Origin of the sequence: Ralstonia sp. 1138 (genome assembly GCF_040544795.1) — a bacterium.
GTDB lineage: Bacteria > Pseudomonadota > Gammaproteobacteria > Burkholderiales > Burkholderiaceae > Ralstonia > Ralstonia flatus.
Window position 1 is genome coordinate 264032 of record NZ_JBEPKQ010000002.1, and the last position, 17632, is coordinate 281663.

A 17632-nucleotide genomic window follows, 5' to 3' on the forward strand; every position below is an offset into this window, starting at 1 on the left:
CCGTGTGATTGCCTTGGCTAGAACCCTTTTTCTAGAGGTTTTCTGTTACAAGCGGCGCGCTCCATCGGCCTGCAGCGGGCGTCTTCGGCACATGCCCGATTTTTAAACAGACCTGGACTTGGACAGCGCGAGCACGCACGCAGCCAGATCCCACAGGGCACTGCCGACGCTTTTGAACACCACCGGCGACACCGGCGCGGGCTGCGTAAGTGTGTCCGGCGGCGCGTCGACGCACTGTTGTAATGGCCGCACACGCGACCACGGCACGCCGGCCTGCAGCAGGTCGCCAGCCTCGGCTTCCAAGTCGACGAGGGTGTCGGCGTACAGCCGATCGACGGCGGCGGCATGCACGCACAAGCGCGGCGGCAGCTCGGCCATGTCGGGCCGAAAGGCGCCAACAGCCGCGATGAAGTGATGCGCGCCCCACGCATAGCCTGCAGGCTGGCCTGGATCGCCCAAGTCCGGAAGCACCGGTTGCGATGACGGTGTAGCGGTAATCACCAGCGACGTCTGCGGCAATGCCGCGCGGGCCGCATCCGCCACGCCGGCCGCATCACCGCCGGCCAGTGCGGTGGCGTCCATGCCGAGGGCGCGTGCGTAGTACGCCAGCCCGTCGGCGCTGGCACCCGTGCGCGCGACGATGGTGACGCGTCGCGTGCCCAGCCCGAAGCGGAAGGCTTCCAGGTGCGCACGCGCCTGGGCTCCAGCGCCGATCAGCAGCAGATCCCCCGCCGGCTCAGGTGCCAGCAAGCGCGCCGCCAGCAACGACACGGCGGCGGTGCGGTGCGCGGTCACGGTCGGGCCATCGAGCATCAGCCGGCGCTCGCCGGTGCGGGCGTCCATCACCACGACCTCGCCGTGAATGGCTGGCAAGCCTCGGCCAGGGTTGTGCGGGTGCACGGTGATCATCTTGGTGATGGCGATGTCGGCATTGGACGCCGGCATCAGCAGCAGATTGCCGCCGCCCGCCACGGGCATCACAAGACGCGCCGGTGCCTGGGCGCGGCCGGCGCGTGCGTCGCGCAACACCTGGGCGATGGCATCGGCCAACGCAGCGTAAGGCAGGCGGGCTGCCGTGGTGGCAGCGTCGAGGGTCTCCAGCATCGGGCTCCCGCAGCGGAAGAAACGTCGGACGGACTTATGCAGCGGCGCGGCGCGGCGGCGGTGTGCGGCGCGTGAGCAATCCCGCGCTGATGAGCAGCTGGGCAGCGGCGTAGCTCCACCAGATCGCCAGCTCATGGTCGGTGAACGGAAAGACGAACACGCTGATGCCGATCATCGCGTCGGACGCCGCAAAGGCGAGTGCGCCCCACGCCGTCAGCGGCCCCGGCAGGCGCGCCAACAATGCCGCGCACACCATCGCCGACAGCACGACCATGTAGGCGATCACCGGCCCCTTCAGTTCGCCCAGGCCCGGCCAGTACCACAGCAGCATGCCGATGGCCACGCCGATCATCACGCCGACACCAATCATGCGGATGGCCGACGACACGCCGCGCAGCCCCACCAGCACCCGCAGATAGCACAGATGCGCCAGCAGGAAACAGCCCAGCCCGGCCATGAACGAGAACGCGAACCCCGGCAGAGCAAGCCACAGATCCCCGAACGCGGAAAACACCATGGCGCCGATCAGCCAGCGCCGCTCACGCGGAATTTCATGCAGCGAGGCTGCGCGCGCCAGCAGCAGCGCCATCAGCATTTTCCACAGCGGTTGCGCGACGATGCGGCCGACCAGCGGCGTGCCGGGTGGCACCTCGACCGCCACCATGGTCAGCATGCCGCCGTAGGTGACGCCCGCCACGGCGGCAGCCACCCACCACGCGCGAACCCGTGCCGGCATGCCGTAGCCGCCTGACAGATGCGCCGGCGCGTGCGCCGGATGCGTGGTGTGTCCTTCAACCATCGTGGTCTCCCGCCAAACAGAGGCGATTCATATCAGCAAAGTGATGTCGGCTTGCAGCGTGACACGCCGCGCACCCCGGCGCAAGGCGCGAATCTACCCACCAAGGTGGGATAGCGGCAACGCGCCATCCCGCTTCAAGGCCGTCAGTACGATATTGGAACGGACATTGTCCACACCCGGCACACGCATCAGCTTGCGCATGACGAATTCCGACAGCGCAGGCAGATCGGGCACCACCACGCGCAGCATGTAATCGGCGTCACCCGCCACGGAGTAGCACTCCTGCACCGCGTCGAGCAAGCTGATCTCTTCGCGAAAGCGTTCGACGATGGCGTCGCCGTGGTGCGCCAGCTTGACGCTCGCGAACACCGTCACGCCCAGCCCCAGCCCGGTCGGCGAGAGCACCACCCGGTAGCCCTCGATCACGCCTTCCGATTCAAGCCGCGCCAGGCGCCGTCCGACCTGGCTGGCCGACAGGTGGACTTGCTCGGAGAGCTGCTGATGCGTCGCGCGGCCATCGCGCTGAAGGGCCGCCAGCAGGGCCAGATCGAAGGTATCAAGCGAAATCATGCACATCTCCTGCGTTCACAGGCAGCATTCTGCATGATTTCCGCAAACGAGGCGCAATGGACCACCGTTTTGCGGCCAACCCGCGTGGCCCCGCCCCTACACTGGCCGGACTCTGATTGCACAGATCGACATTACAAATGGACATCGCAACCACCGCCCCCGACGCAGCGCAAAACGCCGCTCCGGCTGGCTTCAACGGCACCCTGACCGACAAGCTGCGTGAGCAATTCGCCGAAGGCCTGGACGGCCAGACGCTGCGCGCCGACTTCACCATGCAGCAGCCGGTGCACCGCTACACCGCCGCCGACCATGCCACGTGGCGCACGCTGTACGACCGCCAGGAAGCGTTGCTGCCGGGCCGCGTGTGCGATGAATTCCTGCAAGGCCTGTCGACGCTGGGCATGAGCCGCAACGCCGTGCCGTCTTTCGACGAACTCAACGAAACCCTGATGCGCGCCACCGGCTGGCAGATCGTCGCCGTGCCGGGCCTGGTGCCCGACGAAGTGTTCTTCGATCACCTCGCCAATCGCCGCTTTCCCGCAAGCTGGTGGATGCGTCGCCCCGACCAGCTCGATTACCTGCAAGAGCCGGATTGCTTCCACGACATCTTCGGCCACGTGCCGCTGCTGATTAACCCGATCTTTGCCGACTACATGCAAGCCTACGGCAAGGGTGGCCTGAAGGCCGCGCGCCTGGGCCAGCTCGACATGCTCGCGCGCCTGTACTGGTACACGGTGGAATTCGGCCTGATTCGCACGCCGGCCGGCCTGCGCATCTACGGTGCGGGCATCGTGTCGAGCAAGAGTGAATCGGTGTACGCGCTGGATTCAGCCAGCCCGAACCGCATCGGCTTCGACGTGCGCCGCATCATGCGCACGCGCTACCGCATCGACACGTTCCAGAAGACCTACTTCACGATCGACAGCTTCGAGCAGCTGTTCGACGCCACGCGTCCGGATTTCACGCCGCTGTATGAAGAACTCGCCGCGCTGCCGACGATCGGTGCGGGCGACGTGGTGGATGGCGATCTGGTATTGAACGTCGGCAACCGCGAAGGTTGGGCAGACACGGCGGACATCTGAGCGCAGAGCGTGGCGCGCTGACTATACTGCGCGCATTCAAGACAGAACTTCGCCCCCATCATGATGCCGACCCTGAACGACGACCAACGCAAGGCCCTCTTTGCCGAAGTGCCCGGCTGGACGCTGCAGAGCGACCGCGACGCCATCCAGAAGACTTTCACCTTCGCCGACTTCAACGCCGCGTTCGGCTTCATGACGCGCGTGGCGATCAAAGCCGAGCAGATGAATCACCACCCCGAGTGGTTCAACGTGTGGAATCGCGTGGACATCACCCTGTCCACACACGATGCGAATGGGCTCACGCACCGTGACGCCGATCTCGCGCGCTTTATCGAGCAGGCCGCGAAAAGCGCAGGCGCCACCGGCGCGAAGTAATCACCGCAACGCTGGCGCTCAGCCCCGTGTGGCTGCGCGCCACGCCTCATACGCCGCCCGCGCCTTGTCGCCCAATTGCTCAGGGGCGATGCGGGTGGCGCCTTGTACAATCATCAGCGCATACGGCTTGGCCAGCGCCGACGCCTCGGCACACAGCCGCAGTTCCTCGCCTTCGGCGGGCGAACGGGCACGCCAGAAATTGATGGCGGCCTCCAGATCGGTGATGGTGAGCAGGGCATCGGTCATCCGCGCATTGTAGCGCTGCCCAATCTCGCCGATTGTCCCTTTTTGCCCTTTTCCGCCCGCACTCTGGATCGAGTCAATGCGCATCCTGCTGATTGAAGACGACCGTGCCATCGCCAGCGGCATCCATGCCGGACTCACGCAAGCCGGACATCGCGTGCATGTCGTGCACGACGGTGTCTTCGCCACTGAACAGCTCACCCGGCAGACCCACGATCTGGTCATCCTCGATCTCGGGCTGCCCGGTATCGACGGCATGACGCTGCTGTCGCAGTTTCGGGCGCGCGATCGCGTGACGCCCGTGCTGATCCTCACCGCGCGCGACGGCCTGCTGGACAAGGTGAACGGCCTGAACGCCGGCGCCGATGATTACCTGCTCAAACCGTTCGAGATGCTCGAACTCGTGGCACGGGTGGGCGCCCTGCTGCGCCGTCGCAATGATTCGACCGAGCCGGCCGCGCGGCCCGACATCCTTGTCGGACGGTTGCGCATGAGCGGCATGGAGCGCCGCATCTTTGTCGATGCGGCACCGCTGGAGCTGTCGCCGCGCGAGTTTGCCGTGCTGGAGCTGCTGATGCTGCGCCAGGGCCGCGTCGTCAGCAAGGTGCAGTTGCAGGATCACCTTGCAAGCTTCGGCCACGCCATCGGTGAAGCCAGCCACGACGTGGTGGGCGACACGGCCATCGAAGTCTATGTGCACCGCGTGCGCCGCAAGATCGAACATTCCGAAGCGGAGATCGTCACGGTGCGCGGCTTCGGCTATCTGTTGCAGGCACGCGTCGCGGCGTAGTTCTCGCCATGTTCAAACGCCATCGTCCCGCCTCGTCGTCGGCTTCAGCAGCACCGGCCAAGGGCGGCAACGGTGCGATCAGCCTGCGCCTGCATCTGTTGCGTGCGCTGGCGACACCGCTGTTTGGCCTGATTGTGGGAACCGGCGCGCTGTCGTACTGGCTGGCGGCGCACTACACCGCGCAGGTGTTCGATCGCGCATTGGTGGGTGTGGCGAACACGCTGGCGGAGCAATTGCGCATCGCCGGTCCGCATGTGCCGGCAGCCAAGCTGTACGACATTGCCCTCACTGCGCAGACGCTCGTTCAGAACAGCGGTGAAGACCGCATCTACTGGCGCATTTCCGGCCCCACGGGCACGCTCGTCGGGCGCGACACACCGCTGGGCTACGGCTCGGGCCAGGTCCGCATTGGGGATGCGCGCGTGTTCTACAGCTGGATCGACGGCAAACAGGTGCGCGCGGTGCATTTGCTCGTACCGGGCGTGAGCGCGGAGGTGCCCAAGCCGCGCTCACCGCGCCAGCCTGTGCAGCCCGATCCCGAAGATGACGTCACCCGCCCCGCGCTCGCGCCCACGCAGTCGCAGACGGCACCCGCGTTCAATCTATCCAACCCGCCAGACGCCATGCAGGCCGAAGGCGGCATCGTCGTGGAAGTGGCGGAGCTGCTGGACCATCGGGATACGGCCGCCAAGGAAGTGCTGCTGTCGGTGTCGATTCCGCTGATCGTGCTGCTGGCCATCGGCGGGCTGATCCTCTCGCTGGTGCTCAAGGAAGAGCTGCAGCCGTTGCAGACGCTGGCCGACACCCTCAACAAGCAGAGCGCGCGTTCGGTGACGCCGCTGCCGGCGGAATCTGCGGAGCGCGTGCCTGCTGAACTGCAACCGCTCATCAACGCGATGAACGCGCTGCTGGCCCGGTTGCGCGACGCACTCGAAGCCCAGCGCACCTTCATCGCAGACGCTGCCCATCAGCTGCGCACGCCGCTCACCGCGTTGAAGTTGCACGCCGATCGCGCTGTCGATGCCAAGACATTGGACGATGCGCGGCCGGCGTTACTGGAGCTGCAATCGGGGGCCAACCGCGCGGTGCGCCTGTCCAACCAGTTGCTGACGCTGGCGCGTGCCGAGCCCGGCATGACGCTCGATCAGCTGGGGCCGCCGATGCGGGTCGATCTCGTTTCGCTTGCATTCGATACCGGCGCCGAGTGGGTGCCGCGTGCACTCGCGCGCGGGCTGGATCTCGGCTTCGAGGCCTGGCCGCAGGAGGCAGCATCGCCGGGTTCGTTGCAGGCGCCGGTGCTGGCCAACGTGGTGCTGTTACGCGAGGCCGCCAACAACCTGCTCGACAACGCCATCAAATACGTGCCGGCCGGCGGACGCGTGACCTTGCGCGCCGGCATGGAGGCCGACGCCGCATCTCGATGGTGGGGTGTGGTCAGTGTGGAAGACAACGGCCCCGGCATTCCGCCCGAGCGGCGCGGTGAAGTCTTCCAGCGCTTCTTCCGTGGGGATGCGGACCACCGCCCGGGGCAACCGCAAGGCAGCGGCCTGGGCCTGGCCATCGTGCACGACATCGTGCGTCTGCACGGCGGCACCGTCGCCATCGATGATGCGACCGCGCGCGATGGCAGCCGCGTGATGCGCTTCGTGTTGCGCCTGCCGCTGGCAGACGACGCCGTCTGATCGACGGACGGACCTGCGACTTACTTCTTCTTTTTCTTCGCGGGCGGCGCCAGCATCGTGCCGCGGCACTTCTTCGCGCCGCAGCGGCACGCAAACTGTTCCTTCAGGGCCTTCGTCTGGCGGCCTTCGATGACGAGGCCGTAGTCGTAGAACAGTTCTTCGCCGGCTTCGATGTCGCGCAGCGCGTGAATGAAGACGCGGCCATCCGCTTCGCGCGCCTCGCAGTTCGGCTTGCACGCGTGGTTGATCCAGCGCGCGCGGTTGCCGCCGTACTTGGCGTCGATCACGCTGCCGTCTTCCAGGCTGAAATAGAACGTGTGATTCGGGTCCGACGGATCGTGCGGATGGCGACGCAGCGCCTCCTTCCACGTGATGTGCTCGCCCTTGTATTCGATGATCTTCTTGCCGCGTGCGATAGCGACCACGGCATACACGCCGCGTCCGTGCACACCCGATTCGCGCACCTCGATGCGATCGCGGCGGCGCAGTTTGGCCGGCGCTTCCGTCGCGGGCGAGGACTCAGCCAGAGCCGGCGTGGCATCAGGGGACGTGCGTGTCATGGGAAATGGCGCAGTAAAGCGAAACAAAAACGTCGATCAACGAAGCCGTGAGCCTACACCAAAAGCATGGCATCTCGACACGTGCCACAACCCCATGCCGCTCGACCAATGTGGATAACTTGGCCTGCCGCTGTGGATAACTACCGGCAAATGCTGTTGGCTGTCTGTGGCTGCCCTGTCGACGGTGTGGGCACAAGTGACGGGGTTGCCCGCCGGACGATCGGAAAAAACAGCAAGCTATCCACCTGAGGGCACACGCGGTACCCCCTGTTTTGCTTGCGACAAGTGCTTGAACATAAAGCAGTTTTTGCACTTATCCACAGAAACTATCCACCGTTATCTACTACTACTATCTGTATACATAAGAAAAAAGGTAAACCCGTCGATCGACTTGCGTCGAACCGGTCAGCGAACCAACAAGCCAACCGCAAACGAGAACACCGCGCGTCAACATTGATGTGATGGGATCGCCTCGCAACGTAGGCCCCATGCGGGTTTACGGAACCCACATGCCACCTGCCGTTACAAAGCTCACGTGCCGACGCTGTTCGCATGCCGGTATCATGTCGCCCTTGGAGCCATCCCCCGGACGCTCTGTTGTGTGTTTTATCTACTCTTGAAGGGAGTCAAGCAATGACGAAAACCGAACTGATCGACGCCATCGCCAGCGGCGTAGACGGTCTGACCAAGGCCAAGGCCGAGCAGGCACTGAACGTGACGCTGCAAGCCATCATGGAATCCGTTGGCAAGGGCGATGCGGTCAGCCTCATCGGCTTTGGTACCTTCAGCCAAGGTGAGCGTGCCGAGCGTATGGCCCGCAACCCGCGCACCGGCGAAGAAATCAAGGTCGAAGCAGCCAAGACGGTCAAGTTCAAGGCCGGCCAGAAGTTCAAGGACGCTGTCAACGCCTGATGCAGTGACAGCCCTCGGCGCAGCCAGCCCGTCTGGTGAGCGCCAACGACGTGGCATGCCATTGCATGCGTGAATCGACCGCAGCAGTGGCGTACCACGTCGGAAGGCCTGTCTCCCCGTCAGGCCATCCCTTCCCTCCTCTTCCATGTCCCGCCCTCTTCTGCGCAATTCGCTCGCTTTGCGTATTGCCCTGCCGATCGTCCTGATCGCACCGGTCCTTTGGTTTGCCGGCTGCGCGACGCCGCCTGCGCGCCCACAGGCCGAACCGCTGCCCGACAACGAAGTCGTGCAGACGCGCCCCGGCGCCACGCCGCGCGAAAAGATGATCCAGATTGCCCTGACCGAATGGGACAGATGGGGCCGCCAGGTCGTGCGTGTGGGGCGTGACGATACGTATTGCGTGGCCGGCGGTGGTTTCCCCGACCAGCCGCAAGGCCGCTGGCTGACACCCGACGACCCGACGCCGGCCCCGTCCGATGAAGAAAGCGGTACCGACATGCCGCTGCCCAAAGCGGTTGCGACGCCCGCTGCTCCCGCCCCCGCACCTTGCCTGCGCTATCCGGACGGCACCGGCGGTGAAGCGACCGCGCGCGGCTGCGTGCTGGCCAAGCGCTACTGGGCCATCGTCGGCAAGACGCCGACGTGCCAGCAGCTCACGACAGGCGGCTGGGCGTGGTCTGCGGTGTTCATCTCGTGGATCATGCGCAAGGCCGGCCTGCAGAACGATCAATTCCTGACGGGTGCCACGCATGCGGAATACGTGACCGATGCGCGCGACCGTCTGCTCAAGCACCCTGCCTTCGTGCTCGAACGCACGCCGGCCGTGCCGCGCCCCGGCGACCTCATCTGCACCGCACGGGGCGCCGATCGCTTCATGACGGACCCGGCCGAGATCCAGGCCGGCAGAACGCCCATGCACTGCGACTTGGTCGTCGAGGTGGACCCGGTGCGCCATGAAGTGAAATCGATTGGCGGCAACGTGCAGCAATCCGCGTCGATGAGCATCACGGAGTTGAATGACGCCAACCAGCTCGATCCGTACACGAACTCGGTCATGCAGTGGCTGGTGATCCTGCGTAACCAGTTGCCCTAGCAGACGGCGAGCTAGCGGATGTAACGTTGTTTGACGTTCGGTGCAAATTCATTAACATGTGAATCACTTAAGCGCCGGCAACCCGACCGGCGCATGGCCCCTGCGATCAGGAGACAGGTCATGACGGTGCTTTCGCTTTCACCCGACGCCGGATCGAGCATCCAGGCCCATCGCCCGGACTGGTGCGGCCCACGTGAATGGGCCGCGCGCGTGAAGCTGGCGGCGTGCTACCGCATCTTTGCGCAGCTCGGCTGGACCGAACTGATCTACAACCACATCACGTTGCGCCTGCGACCCGAAGATGGCAGCGCCGACGATGGCGGCCCGCATTTCCTCATCAACCCGTTTGGCCTGACCTATGCCGAGGTTTGCGCGTCGAACCTCGTGAAGATCGACCTGCAGGGCAATGTGCAGCGCGCGGCGGGTCAGCCGGACTGGCCCGTCAATCCGGCCGGCTTTACCGTGCATGCCGCTATTCACGCGGGCATTCCGGGTGCGCATTGCGTGATGCACACCCACACGACCGCCGGCATGGCCGTGGCCTGCGCGCGCGATGGTCTGTCGATCAGCAACTTCTATGCGGCGCAGCTGCACGGCAAAGTGGCGTATCACGACTTTGAAGGCATTACCGTGCATGCCGATGAAGGGCCGCGGCTGGTGAAGAACATCGGCGACAAGCCTGCGGTCATTCTGCGGAACCACGGGCTGCTGGCCTGGGGCGATTCGATTGCGCGGGCGTTTGCCGTGCTGTGGCTGCTCAACCGCGCGTGCGAGATCCAACTGGCTTCCACGTCGATGGGCCCCGTGCTGGAGATTCCCGAAGCGATTGCGCGCAACTGCACGCGCGATTCGTTGCAGTTCAACCCGAACTTCGGCGCAGGCGAAGATGTGTTTGCGGCGCTGACCCGCACCATCGACCGCATCGATCCTTCCTACCGAACCTGATCACATGACGCGTATTTGCATTGTCGGCGCCGGCGCGGTCGGCGGTTATCTTGGCGCGAAGCTGGCGTTGGCCGATCAACCTATCAACGTGTTGGCGCGCGGCGCGACGCTTCAAGCGCTGCAAGCAGAAGGTCTGCGGCTGACCGAAGACGGCAATACACGCTCTGCGCCGGTGCGCGCGAGTGACGATGCGCATGCGCTCGGTGTGCAGGATTTCGTTGTCGTTGCTGTGAAGGCGCCGGCCATGGAAAGCGTGGCGCAAACCATCGCACCCCTCATCGGCCCGGACACCGCCGTGGTGGTGGCGATGAACGGCGTCCCATGGTGGTTCTTTGATCGACCTGGCCCGCTGGAAGGTCTGCGCCTGCAATCGGTCGATCCGCACGGCCGTATTGCGCAGGCCATTCCCACCCGGAACGTGCTCGGTTGCGTGGTGCATTTGACGTGCTCGACGACGGCGCCGGGGCATGTGCGCCATGGGTTCGGCAAGCGGCTGATTCTTGGCGAACCGGCGGGCGGCACCTCACCGCGCCTTGATGCAATCGGTGCGTTGTTTGAACGCGCCGGCTTGCAGATCGAGCGCAGCGAAGCCATCCAGCGCGACATCTGGTTCAAGCTGTGGGGCAACATGACGATGAACCCCGTGTCGGTGCTGACCGGCGCGACGTGTGATCGCATCCTCGACGACCCGCAGGTCAGCGCGTTTTGCCTGGCCATCATGGAAGAAGCGAAAGCGATCGGCGCGCGCATCGGCTGCCCGATCGAACAGAGCGGTGAAGAACGCAGCGCCGTCACGCGGCAACTTGGCGCGTTCAAGACGTCGATGCTGCAGGATGCGGAGGCCGGGCGTGGCCCGCTGGAGATCGATGCGCTCGTGGCATCGGTGCGGGAGATTGGTCAACACGTGGGTGTGCCGACCCCGCAGATTGATGCGCTGCTGGGTCTGGTGCGACTGCACGCCCAGACCCGCGGGCTTTACTGAACCGGCAACGCCAAATCACTGATACGTCAGCGTAAAGGTGGCGCTGCCGTTGGCAATGCCTGGTGCGACGCTGTTTTCCGTTTGCACGTAGCGCGCCTTGAGGGGAATCGCGTAGTCCCCATCCGCATCTGCCACTTGCCATTTGAATAACTTGGCGAGTTCCAATGGCTTGTCATCGTAAAGAAGTTGGATCGCTACGCCCGTGGCGCTGGTGGCGCCCGCGTCCAATTTCAGCATGCCCTGCGCGGCGTCATGTGCCTCCCCGTCGAGTTGCACGTTGATGCTCGTACCTTTTGCGCAGTTCAACGGAATGCTGAAGGCCTGCGTCCTGGAAGGCGGCGAAGTGCCCAACCCGTTGAACGCACTCACGGGCACGTCGCCAAGTTTCACCGGAATCAGCTTGCGGCTTACCGTGCACGACATGACATCGACCTTGAATGTGCCGATATTGATGGTGGATTCCGGCCTGTGCCAAGAGGTCTTGTTGTTTCGCAGGATGAAAGAGCCCACCTGCTTTCCTGACACCGACCCGGCGCTGATGGTTGCAGCCGTCTTGTAGAAGCGGACCAACGCTTTGCCTTGCCTTGGCAGCGCGCTGAACATCCCGTTCACCGCGCAGTAGATGTAGTGGTCCGGGTTGTCGGTGTTCAATCCCGTAACCCAGCGCGTCTGGTTGGCGCATGCGTCCCATGTACCGCCCGGGGTCGAAATGCCAACGGCGTAGCCAATTCCATCAACATTTGTCTTGTAGACGCGTTTGCCGTCGAAGTCGGCAACGTATGTCCCATACGCCTTAATCCCGACCTCCTGCCAAGGAAGCTTTGGCTCGGTGTTGGAACACTTGAAGGTGCTCACGATGTCCGATGCCACCTCTGCAATGACGCTCCCCACGGGAATGTCTCTCTGGATCGCAAGGTCCTTCGGCTGAATCGTGGTGCTGCTCGTAACGGTTTCGCAGGTGTACGCAAGGGCACTGCCTCCAGCCAGGCACATCAACGCTGCCAAGAAACTCCGGTATACGATGCGCACGTCTTGCTCCCGTCATGATTGAAAACTATGAATGGAAGCATGCGAGCTATCGCGTGTATGTAGGAACCTTCTTGTTTTGGCGTTAACGCGAGGCGCAGATCAGCGATGCTGCAAAAGCCGGGGCAAGAACGGAAACCAGCGTACGTGCAGCACGCACGCTGATTCCTAACTTCAGTGAACCGGCTGCGCCGACTTATTGATACGTCAGCGTAAAGGTCGCGCTGCCGTTGGCAATACCTGGGACGACGCTGTTTTCCGTTTGTACGTACCGCGCCTTGAGCGGGATCGAATACGTACCTTCGGCCTCGGTTGTCTGCCACTTGAATCGCTTGGCCAGCTCCACGGGCTTGTCGTCGTAGAGCATCTGGATGGCCACGCCCGTGGCGCTTGCGGCTTCGTCGCTCAACTTCAGCATGCCTTGCGTGGCGTCGTGTGCGGTGCCGTCAAGTTGCAGGTTGATGCTGGCGCCTTTCGGGCACGTCAACGGAATACCGAAGCTCTTTGTGCGGCCCTCTGGCGGCGAAGTACCCGGCCCTTTGAACGCACCAACGGGGACTTCCCCCATGGCAACATTGATTGCCGCGCTGCCCAGCGTGCACGACAGCTTTTCCACTGCAACGGAGCCAATGCTGAACTGGGATTCCGTCTGCCAGACACTCTGGTTGTTCTTCAAGATAAAGGCGCCGATCAGTTTGCCCGATACCGTGCCCGTTCCCGTGCTCGCTTCGGTCTTGTAGAAATTGATCAACGCCTTGTGCTTCATGGGTTGCGTGCTGAATACCCCGTTGACCGCACAATACAGGCGATGGTTCGGATTGTCTGGGTTGGTCGTTCCGTTGACCCAGCGTTCCAGGCCCTCACCACACCCGTTCACGATTCCAACACCAATGGCATAGCCAATGCCCTCAATGTTGGTTTTCCACACGCGCTTGCCGTCGATGTCGCCAACGTAGGTGCCATATCCCTTGATGCCGACTTCCTGGTATGTCAACCGAGGCACTTCGTTGGTGCAGTTGAAGGTAGTCACCACATCGGAAACCACCTGCGCAATGAGGCCGCCGACCGGCAGGTCGCGCTGCACCGAGAGCTTTTGCGGTTGGATTGTGGTACTCGTCGTGACCGTGGTGCATGTGTAGGCAAAAGCGCCCTTTGCCGCGGTTAACATGAGGCCCGCTGCCAGCCTTGCGCACCATACGCGCATGTGTTGCTCCGGTTCGTTATCGTCGGGCAACATAAAAACACGTGATCCAATCGCTGTGGATAGGATTTGTCCCATTCTGCAAACTCGGGTGCTCCACAAATAGCGGGCGCTTATCAATGGCAGAAGGGCAAGGTGAAGCGGTCTGCTAACCAGAAAGACCAACGCGATCCATCGCCATGACAGCGAGGATCGCGTTGATCAGAACAGCCGAGAAGAAGTGAAGGTGATGCTTACGGCGCAAGCGCGGGATGCTTCAGCGCATGCGCCGTTTCGATCCACTGCTGGTGATACGCCGCATCGTCGCGCTTGAGGCCGAGTTCGCCGTTCTGATACGCCATCGCCAAGGCCTGCACGGCTTCGGGCAATTCGTGCTCGGCAGCGTCCTGGTACAGCGCCAGCGCACGGGCCTCATCGCGCGGCACGCCATCGCCTTCACGATATGCATTGGCCAGCATAAACATCGCGGCCGGAATCTCGTGACGCGCGGCACGATCAAACCAGTGCGCAGCCTGCGCCGTGTCGATGGCGGTGCCGTAGCCGCTGCGATACATCAGGCCGAGGTAATACGCGGCGGCGGCGTCGCCCTTGTCAGCGGATTGACGCAGCAGGCGCAACGCACGCGGATAGTCGCGCTCCACCCCGCCGGTGCCGAGCAGCAGCGCCTTGCCCAGCGACAACTGCGCGCGCGCATCGCTCGGTGCGGCGGTTTCCAGCCAGCGCATCCCTTCGTTTCGCAAAGCGCTGTCGTGCGCGCCGAGCAAGGCTTCGCCCAACGCGGATTGCGCCGGCACTGAGCCGCCGCGCGCGAGCTGACGCAGCTTCTGCAGCGCCTCGGGCTCCATCGCTTGCACGACCATGGCGCGCCACGATTCCAGCTGCGTGGCATCCACGGCGGGCGCCTGGCGTGCGTGCGACAACCAACCGCCGGCCATCACGACGATCGCCAGCGCGGCAGCCACGGTCAGCATCGGCACCGACTGCCGCGGAGATTCCACGGTCGGTGCACCCGCCCATGCGGAACGAAGAGAAGGCATGGCGTGGTCCTCTTACTGCGTCAGGTCGATCTGGTACAGCGACAGGCCCTTGTTGGTGCCGTCGTCAGCCTGATACAGCGTGACGTTGTTGATGTTTGCAGCCGCAGCGGCAGCCAGCTTGCCCGCCGCTGACGGGAACACCACAGTTGCCGCCGACGTCGCCAGCTTCGTGAAGCGCCAGCTGCGCTGCGAGCCGTTGGTGGCACGCTTCACGCTGCCGATCTTCTTGATGTAGCTGATCAGCACGTCGCGGTTGGCATCCGGCGACGCATAGATCGTCTTGCTGCCGTCCAGGCCCGGGAAGTTGCCGCCGCCGCTTGCACGGTAGTTGTTGGTCGCCACGATGAACTGCGCGGCGGGGTCGAGCGCCACGCCCTTGTACATCAGGTTCTTGATACGGCTGCCGACCGGCTGCGTGACGTCGATCTCATACGTCAGGTCAGGCGTGGTGAACATGTCGAAGTTGTAGCCCGGGAACGTGCTCACCAGTTTCTGCACCGTCGCTTGCGTCGGGTCGATGGTGTTGAAGCGCTTGGCCGCCGTTTCCAGCCAGTTCTTGATGTCGGAGCCCGCGACCTTCACGGCGTAGACCGTGTTCGGATACAGATACAGGTCAGCCGCGTTGTTGATCGCCAGCGGGCCGGCTGCCACGTCGGTGAAATCGGTGCCGCCACCAAAGCCGCTCTTGAACGGCGCGCTCACCGACAGCACCGGCAGCGACGCGTACTGCGGCAGGTTCGCCTGGATGTACGCCGACACGTAATCGGCCTGAGCCTGGTTCACGATCTCGATCGCGCCCGGGTCGCCCACGTCGGCAAAGTACGTGCTCATGTTGAAGTCGGTGCTGCCCACCGGCGTCTTCACGTAGTTGATCGTCGCCTGGTGCTCGGTGGCGATGGCGGCCGAGACCGTCGGATCAGCGGCCACGTAGGTCTTGTCGGCATTCTGGATCGAACGCGCTTCCACCGTGGTCTGCGTCTTGTCCACAGCCCAGTTCGTGCCGTTGAACGTCAGGCCCAGCTTGATGACGCCGAGGTGCTTGCCCCAGTAGTTCGCCATCACGGTCGGCACGCCGTTCACGGTGCCCTTGACCTTGTCGACACCCGGCAGGTTGAACTGGAAGACCGTGCTGTTCGCATCCGGGAAGAGCTGGTGCGAATGGCCGATCAGCATGGCATCGATGCCCGGCACGGTCGACAGCCACCAGCTGCCGTTTTCCATCGTCGGCGAATACGTCGAGTTATCGAGCCCGCCGTGCGAAATCGCCACCACCAGGTCGGCGCCCTTCGCGCGCATTTCGGGGATGTACTTGGCGGCGGTTTCCTTGATGCCGACCGTGTAGACCTTGCCGTCGAGCCAGCGCTTGTCCCAGCTCGTGATGGTGGGCGGGGTAAAGCTGATGATGCCGACCTTGACCGGCGCGCTGATCGTGCTGCCGTCCGGCGCCGTGGCCGTCACCGTCTTGGTGATGATCGTGTACGGCTGGAACAGCGGCGCGTTGGTCTTCGCGCTCATCACGTTGGCCAGCACCTGCGGGAAGGCCGGGCCCGCGCATTTCTTCTGCGTGGCCGGATCGGGCAGGCCATCCACGTTGAACGTATTGCCCGTGACCTGCGACAGGTACGGCAGGCCGTAGTTGAACTCGTGATTGCCGATGCCGCCGCCGTCGTACTTGGCGGCGTTCATCACCTTGTAGATCGCCAGCGTCTGGTCGCACGTGACGGGGCTCACCATGGCCTGGTAGTCCGACAGCGCGGTGCCCTGGATGGTGTCGCCGTTATCCAGCAGCAGCGTGTTCGGGAATTGCGCACGCGCCTGGTTGATGAGCGTCGCCACGCGCTCGAAGCCGAGCGAGTTGTCGGCCGCCAGCTTGAAGTAGTCGTACGACAGCACGTTTGTGTGCAGGTCGGTCGTCTCAAGCACGGCGAGCGTGGCTTTGGTGCCGGCCGGGGCGGCGCTGGCAGCAGGCGTGGTGCTGCCGTTCGACGGGGTGTCGTCGCTGCCGCCGCACGCAGCCAGCGTCATCGACAGGAAAACAGCAAGCGGCAACGCCGCCGAACACAATGGTCGGACTCGCATGAACTTCTCCCTGAAGTCTATTTTTTGGTATGCGAACTACGAACTGCTGAATGCAAACTGCGAATGGCAGATGAAGCGAATGACACGCAGACGCGCACGCAGAATCGGAGGAACCGTTTGCGCAACGCGAGAGGACAACAGACTGGACCGGGGGGGGCTCAGAAGCGGAGAAGTATCGAAAGCGCGCATGACGATGCCGTGACCGTCGGATGACATTTGCGCGTGGCGCCCGCCATGTGGAGAACAGCGCCGGTTGCGCGTCTTAGCCGAATGGGGGATCGGCGGGGCCAAAAAATTCAAGGCGTTTCGTCAACAACGTTAGAATGAGCCCATTTTTCCGCGTAGCCGTTCTATGTCCCAGAAGAAAGCGCCGCTGTTCGAGATCCGCAGCGGCACCGTCGATGCCCTGCTGCTGTCGCCGCGCACCGCCGACATGGACGCCCTGGCCGCCGAACTCACGCGACGCTTTGCCGACACGCCGGAGTTTTTCTCCAACGACGTGATCGCCATCGACGTGCGCCGCCTGGCCGCAGACGAGCGCCTGCCCATCGACCGTTTGGTGGAGACCCTGACCGCGCTGCGTGCTCGCGCGATCGGCGTGGTCGCCAGCCCGGAGCAGGCCGAATGGGCCCAGGCTTTCGGCCTGCCGCTGCTCGACAGCCACGGCCGCCGCCCGCGCGGCGGGAATGACGCCAAAGATGCGGACAGCAAGGACGCGCAGGACGCACCGGATGCGCCCGAGCACGCCCAAGCCGCTGAAGCCCCTGCCTCCACCCCTGCCATTCCTGCTGCCGATGCCGTGGCCATGCAGCCCGGCACGATGATCGTCGACCGCCCCCTGCGTTCCGGCCAGCGCATCTATGCGCGCGGCGACCTCGTCGTGCTCGACCTGGTGAGCGACGGCGCCGAGGTGATCGCCGAGGGCAACATCTACGTGTATGCCTCGCTGCGCGGCCGCGCGCTGGCAGGCGTGAAGGGCAACCTGGACGCGCGCATCTTCTGCACGTGCCTGGAGCCTCAACTGATTTCCATCGCCGGCATCTACCGCACCGGCGAAACCCCGTGGCCCGACGCCTACGCCAGCAAGCCTGCGCAGGTCCGGCTCGCGGACAACACGCTGGTTTTCGAACCGTTGCGGATGAAGTGACGCAC

Annotated in this window: 18 protein-coding genes; 9 read left to right on the plus strand and 9 right to left on the minus strand. The window is 64.0% G+C overall.

Translation table 11 applies throughout. From position 1 onward, the window contains the following. Positions 1 to 102: 102 nt before the first annotated feature. From ABIC76_RS08880 to ABIC76_RS08890, 3 genes are all read right to left on the minus strand, one after another. Complete coding sequence (locus ABIC76_RS08880) at positions 103 to 1104, minus strand: delta(1)-pyrroline-2-carboxylate reductase family protein (protein WP_354533722.1); 1002 nt, start codon at positions 1102 to 1104, stop codon at positions 103 to 105. A gap of 34 nt (positions 1105 to 1138) precedes the next feature. Next, positions 1139 to 1903 carry a lysoplasmalogenase gene (locus tag ABIC76_RS08885; RefSeq protein ID WP_343549197.1) on the minus strand — a complete coding sequence of 255 codons (765 nt, stop codon included), beginning with the start codon at positions 1901 to 1903 and terminating at the stop codon, positions 1139 to 1141. Positions 1904 to 1996: 93 nt separating this feature from the next. Continuing rightward, the gene (locus ABIC76_RS08890) at positions 1997 to 2473 is read right to left on the minus strand and encodes an Lrp/AsnC family transcriptional regulator (protein WP_027678817.1); all 477 of its coding nucleotides are present in this window, start codon (positions 2471 to 2473) and stop codon (positions 1997 to 1999) included. A gap of 137 nt (positions 2474 to 2610) precedes the next feature. Here ABIC76_RS08890 and phhA point away from each other — a divergent pair, with 137 nt between their 5' ends. Continuing rightward, positions 2611 to 3555 carry a phenylalanine 4-monooxygenase gene (phhA, locus tag ABIC76_RS08895; protein ID WP_354533723.1) on the plus strand — a complete coding sequence of 315 codons (945 nt, stop codon included), beginning with the start codon at positions 2611 to 2613 and terminating at the stop codon, positions 3553 to 3555. Between the two features lie 60 nt (positions 3556 to 3615). Beyond that, the gene (locus ABIC76_RS08900) at positions 3616 to 3930 is read left to right on the plus strand and encodes a 4a-hydroxytetrahydrobiopterin dehydratase (RefSeq protein ID WP_027678815.1); all 315 of its coding nucleotides are present in this window, start codon (positions 3616 to 3618) and stop codon (positions 3928 to 3930) included. 18 nt (positions 3931 to 3948) lie between these two features. Here the strand turns inward: ABIC76_RS08900 and ABIC76_RS08905 are convergent, their stop codons facing one another. Continuing rightward, complete coding sequence (locus ABIC76_RS08905; protein WP_065858353.1) at positions 3949 to 4176, minus strand: DUF3717 domain-containing protein; 228 nt, start codon at positions 4174 to 4176, stop codon at positions 3949 to 3951. 76 nt (positions 4177 to 4252) lie between these two features. Between ABIC76_RS08905 and ABIC76_RS08910 the strand changes: the two genes are divergently transcribed. After that, a complete protein-coding gene (locus tag ABIC76_RS08910) occupies positions 4253 to 4963 on the plus strand; it encodes a response regulator transcription factor (RefSeq protein WP_354533724.1) in 711 nt (236 codons plus the stop codon). Positions 4964 to 4971: 8 nt separating this feature from the next. Next, complete coding sequence (locus ABIC76_RS08915) at positions 4972 to 6645, plus strand: sensor histidine kinase (protein WP_354533725.1); 1674 nt, start codon at positions 4972 to 4974, stop codon at positions 6643 to 6645. A gap of 20 nt (positions 6646 to 6665) precedes the next feature. Here the strand turns inward: ABIC76_RS08915 and ABIC76_RS08920 are convergent, their stop codons facing one another. Further along, the gene (locus tag ABIC76_RS08920; protein ID WP_354533726.1) at positions 6666 to 7205 is read right to left on the minus strand and encodes an SET domain-containing protein; all 540 of its coding nucleotides are present in this window, start codon (positions 7203 to 7205) and stop codon (positions 6666 to 6668) included. A 633-nt stretch (positions 7206 to 7838) separates the two neighbouring features. Between ABIC76_RS08920 and ABIC76_RS08925 the strand changes: the two genes are divergently transcribed. From ABIC76_RS08925 to ABIC76_RS08940, 4 genes are all read left to right on the plus strand, one after another. Next, on the plus strand, positions 7839 to 8117 hold the full coding sequence (locus ABIC76_RS08925) for an HU family DNA-binding protein (RefSeq protein ID WP_004628548.1): 279 nt from the start codon (positions 7839 to 7841) through the stop codon (positions 8115 to 8117). 145 nt (positions 8118 to 8262) lie between these two features. After that, positions 8263 to 9210 carry a DUF2272 domain-containing protein gene (locus ABIC76_RS08930; protein WP_354533727.1) on the plus strand — a complete coding sequence of 316 codons (948 nt, stop codon included), beginning with the start codon at positions 8263 to 8265 and terminating at the stop codon, positions 9208 to 9210. A gap of 120 nt (positions 9211 to 9330) precedes the next feature. Then, the gene (locus tag ABIC76_RS08935) at positions 9331 to 10155 is read left to right on the plus strand and encodes a class II aldolase/adducin family protein (RefSeq protein WP_354533728.1); all 825 of its coding nucleotides are present in this window, start codon (positions 9331 to 9333) and stop codon (positions 10153 to 10155) included. A gap of 4 nt (positions 10156 to 10159) precedes the next feature. Continuing rightward, positions 10160 to 11137: a 2-dehydropantoate 2-reductase gene (locus tag ABIC76_RS08940; RefSeq protein WP_354533729.1), complete on the plus strand. Its 978-nt coding sequence runs from the start codon at positions 10160 to 10162 to the stop codon at positions 11135 to 11137. A gap of 15 nt (positions 11138 to 11152) precedes the next feature. On the opposite strand, the gene ABIC76_RS08945 is transcribed toward ABIC76_RS08940, so the two are convergent. From ABIC76_RS08945 to ABIC76_RS08960, 4 genes are all read right to left on the minus strand, one after another. After that, positions 11153 to 12166 (minus strand): fimbrial protein, encoded by a 1014-nt coding sequence (locus ABIC76_RS08945; protein WP_354533730.1) that lies wholly within the window; start codon positions 12164 to 12166, stop codon positions 11153 to 11155. A gap of 193 nt (positions 12167 to 12359) precedes the next feature. Further along, a complete protein-coding gene (locus ABIC76_RS08950) occupies positions 12360 to 13400 on the minus strand; it encodes a fimbrial protein (RefSeq protein WP_180815142.1) in 1041 nt (346 codons plus the stop codon). Between the two features lie 197 nt (positions 13401 to 13597). Continuing rightward, positions 13598 to 14401, minus strand: coding sequence for a tetratricopeptide repeat protein (locus ABIC76_RS08955; protein ID WP_354533731.1), 804 nt, complete (start codon positions 14399 to 14401; stop codon positions 13598 to 13600). Between the two features lie 12 nt (positions 14402 to 14413). Beyond that, positions 14414 to 16480: a bifunctional 2',3'-cyclic-nucleotide 2'-phosphodiesterase/3'-nucleotidase gene (locus tag ABIC76_RS08960; RefSeq protein WP_354533732.1), complete on the minus strand. Its 2067-nt coding sequence runs from the start codon at positions 16478 to 16480 to the stop codon at positions 14414 to 14416. Positions 16481 to 16832: 352 nt separating this feature from the next. Here ABIC76_RS08960 and minC point away from each other — a divergent pair, with 352 nt between their 5' ends. Further along, positions 16833 to 17627, plus strand: coding sequence for a septum site-determining protein MinC (gene minC / locus ABIC76_RS08965; protein WP_354533733.1), 795 nt, complete (start codon positions 16833 to 16835; stop codon positions 17625 to 17627). Positions 17628 to 17632 lie beyond the last annotated feature (5 nt).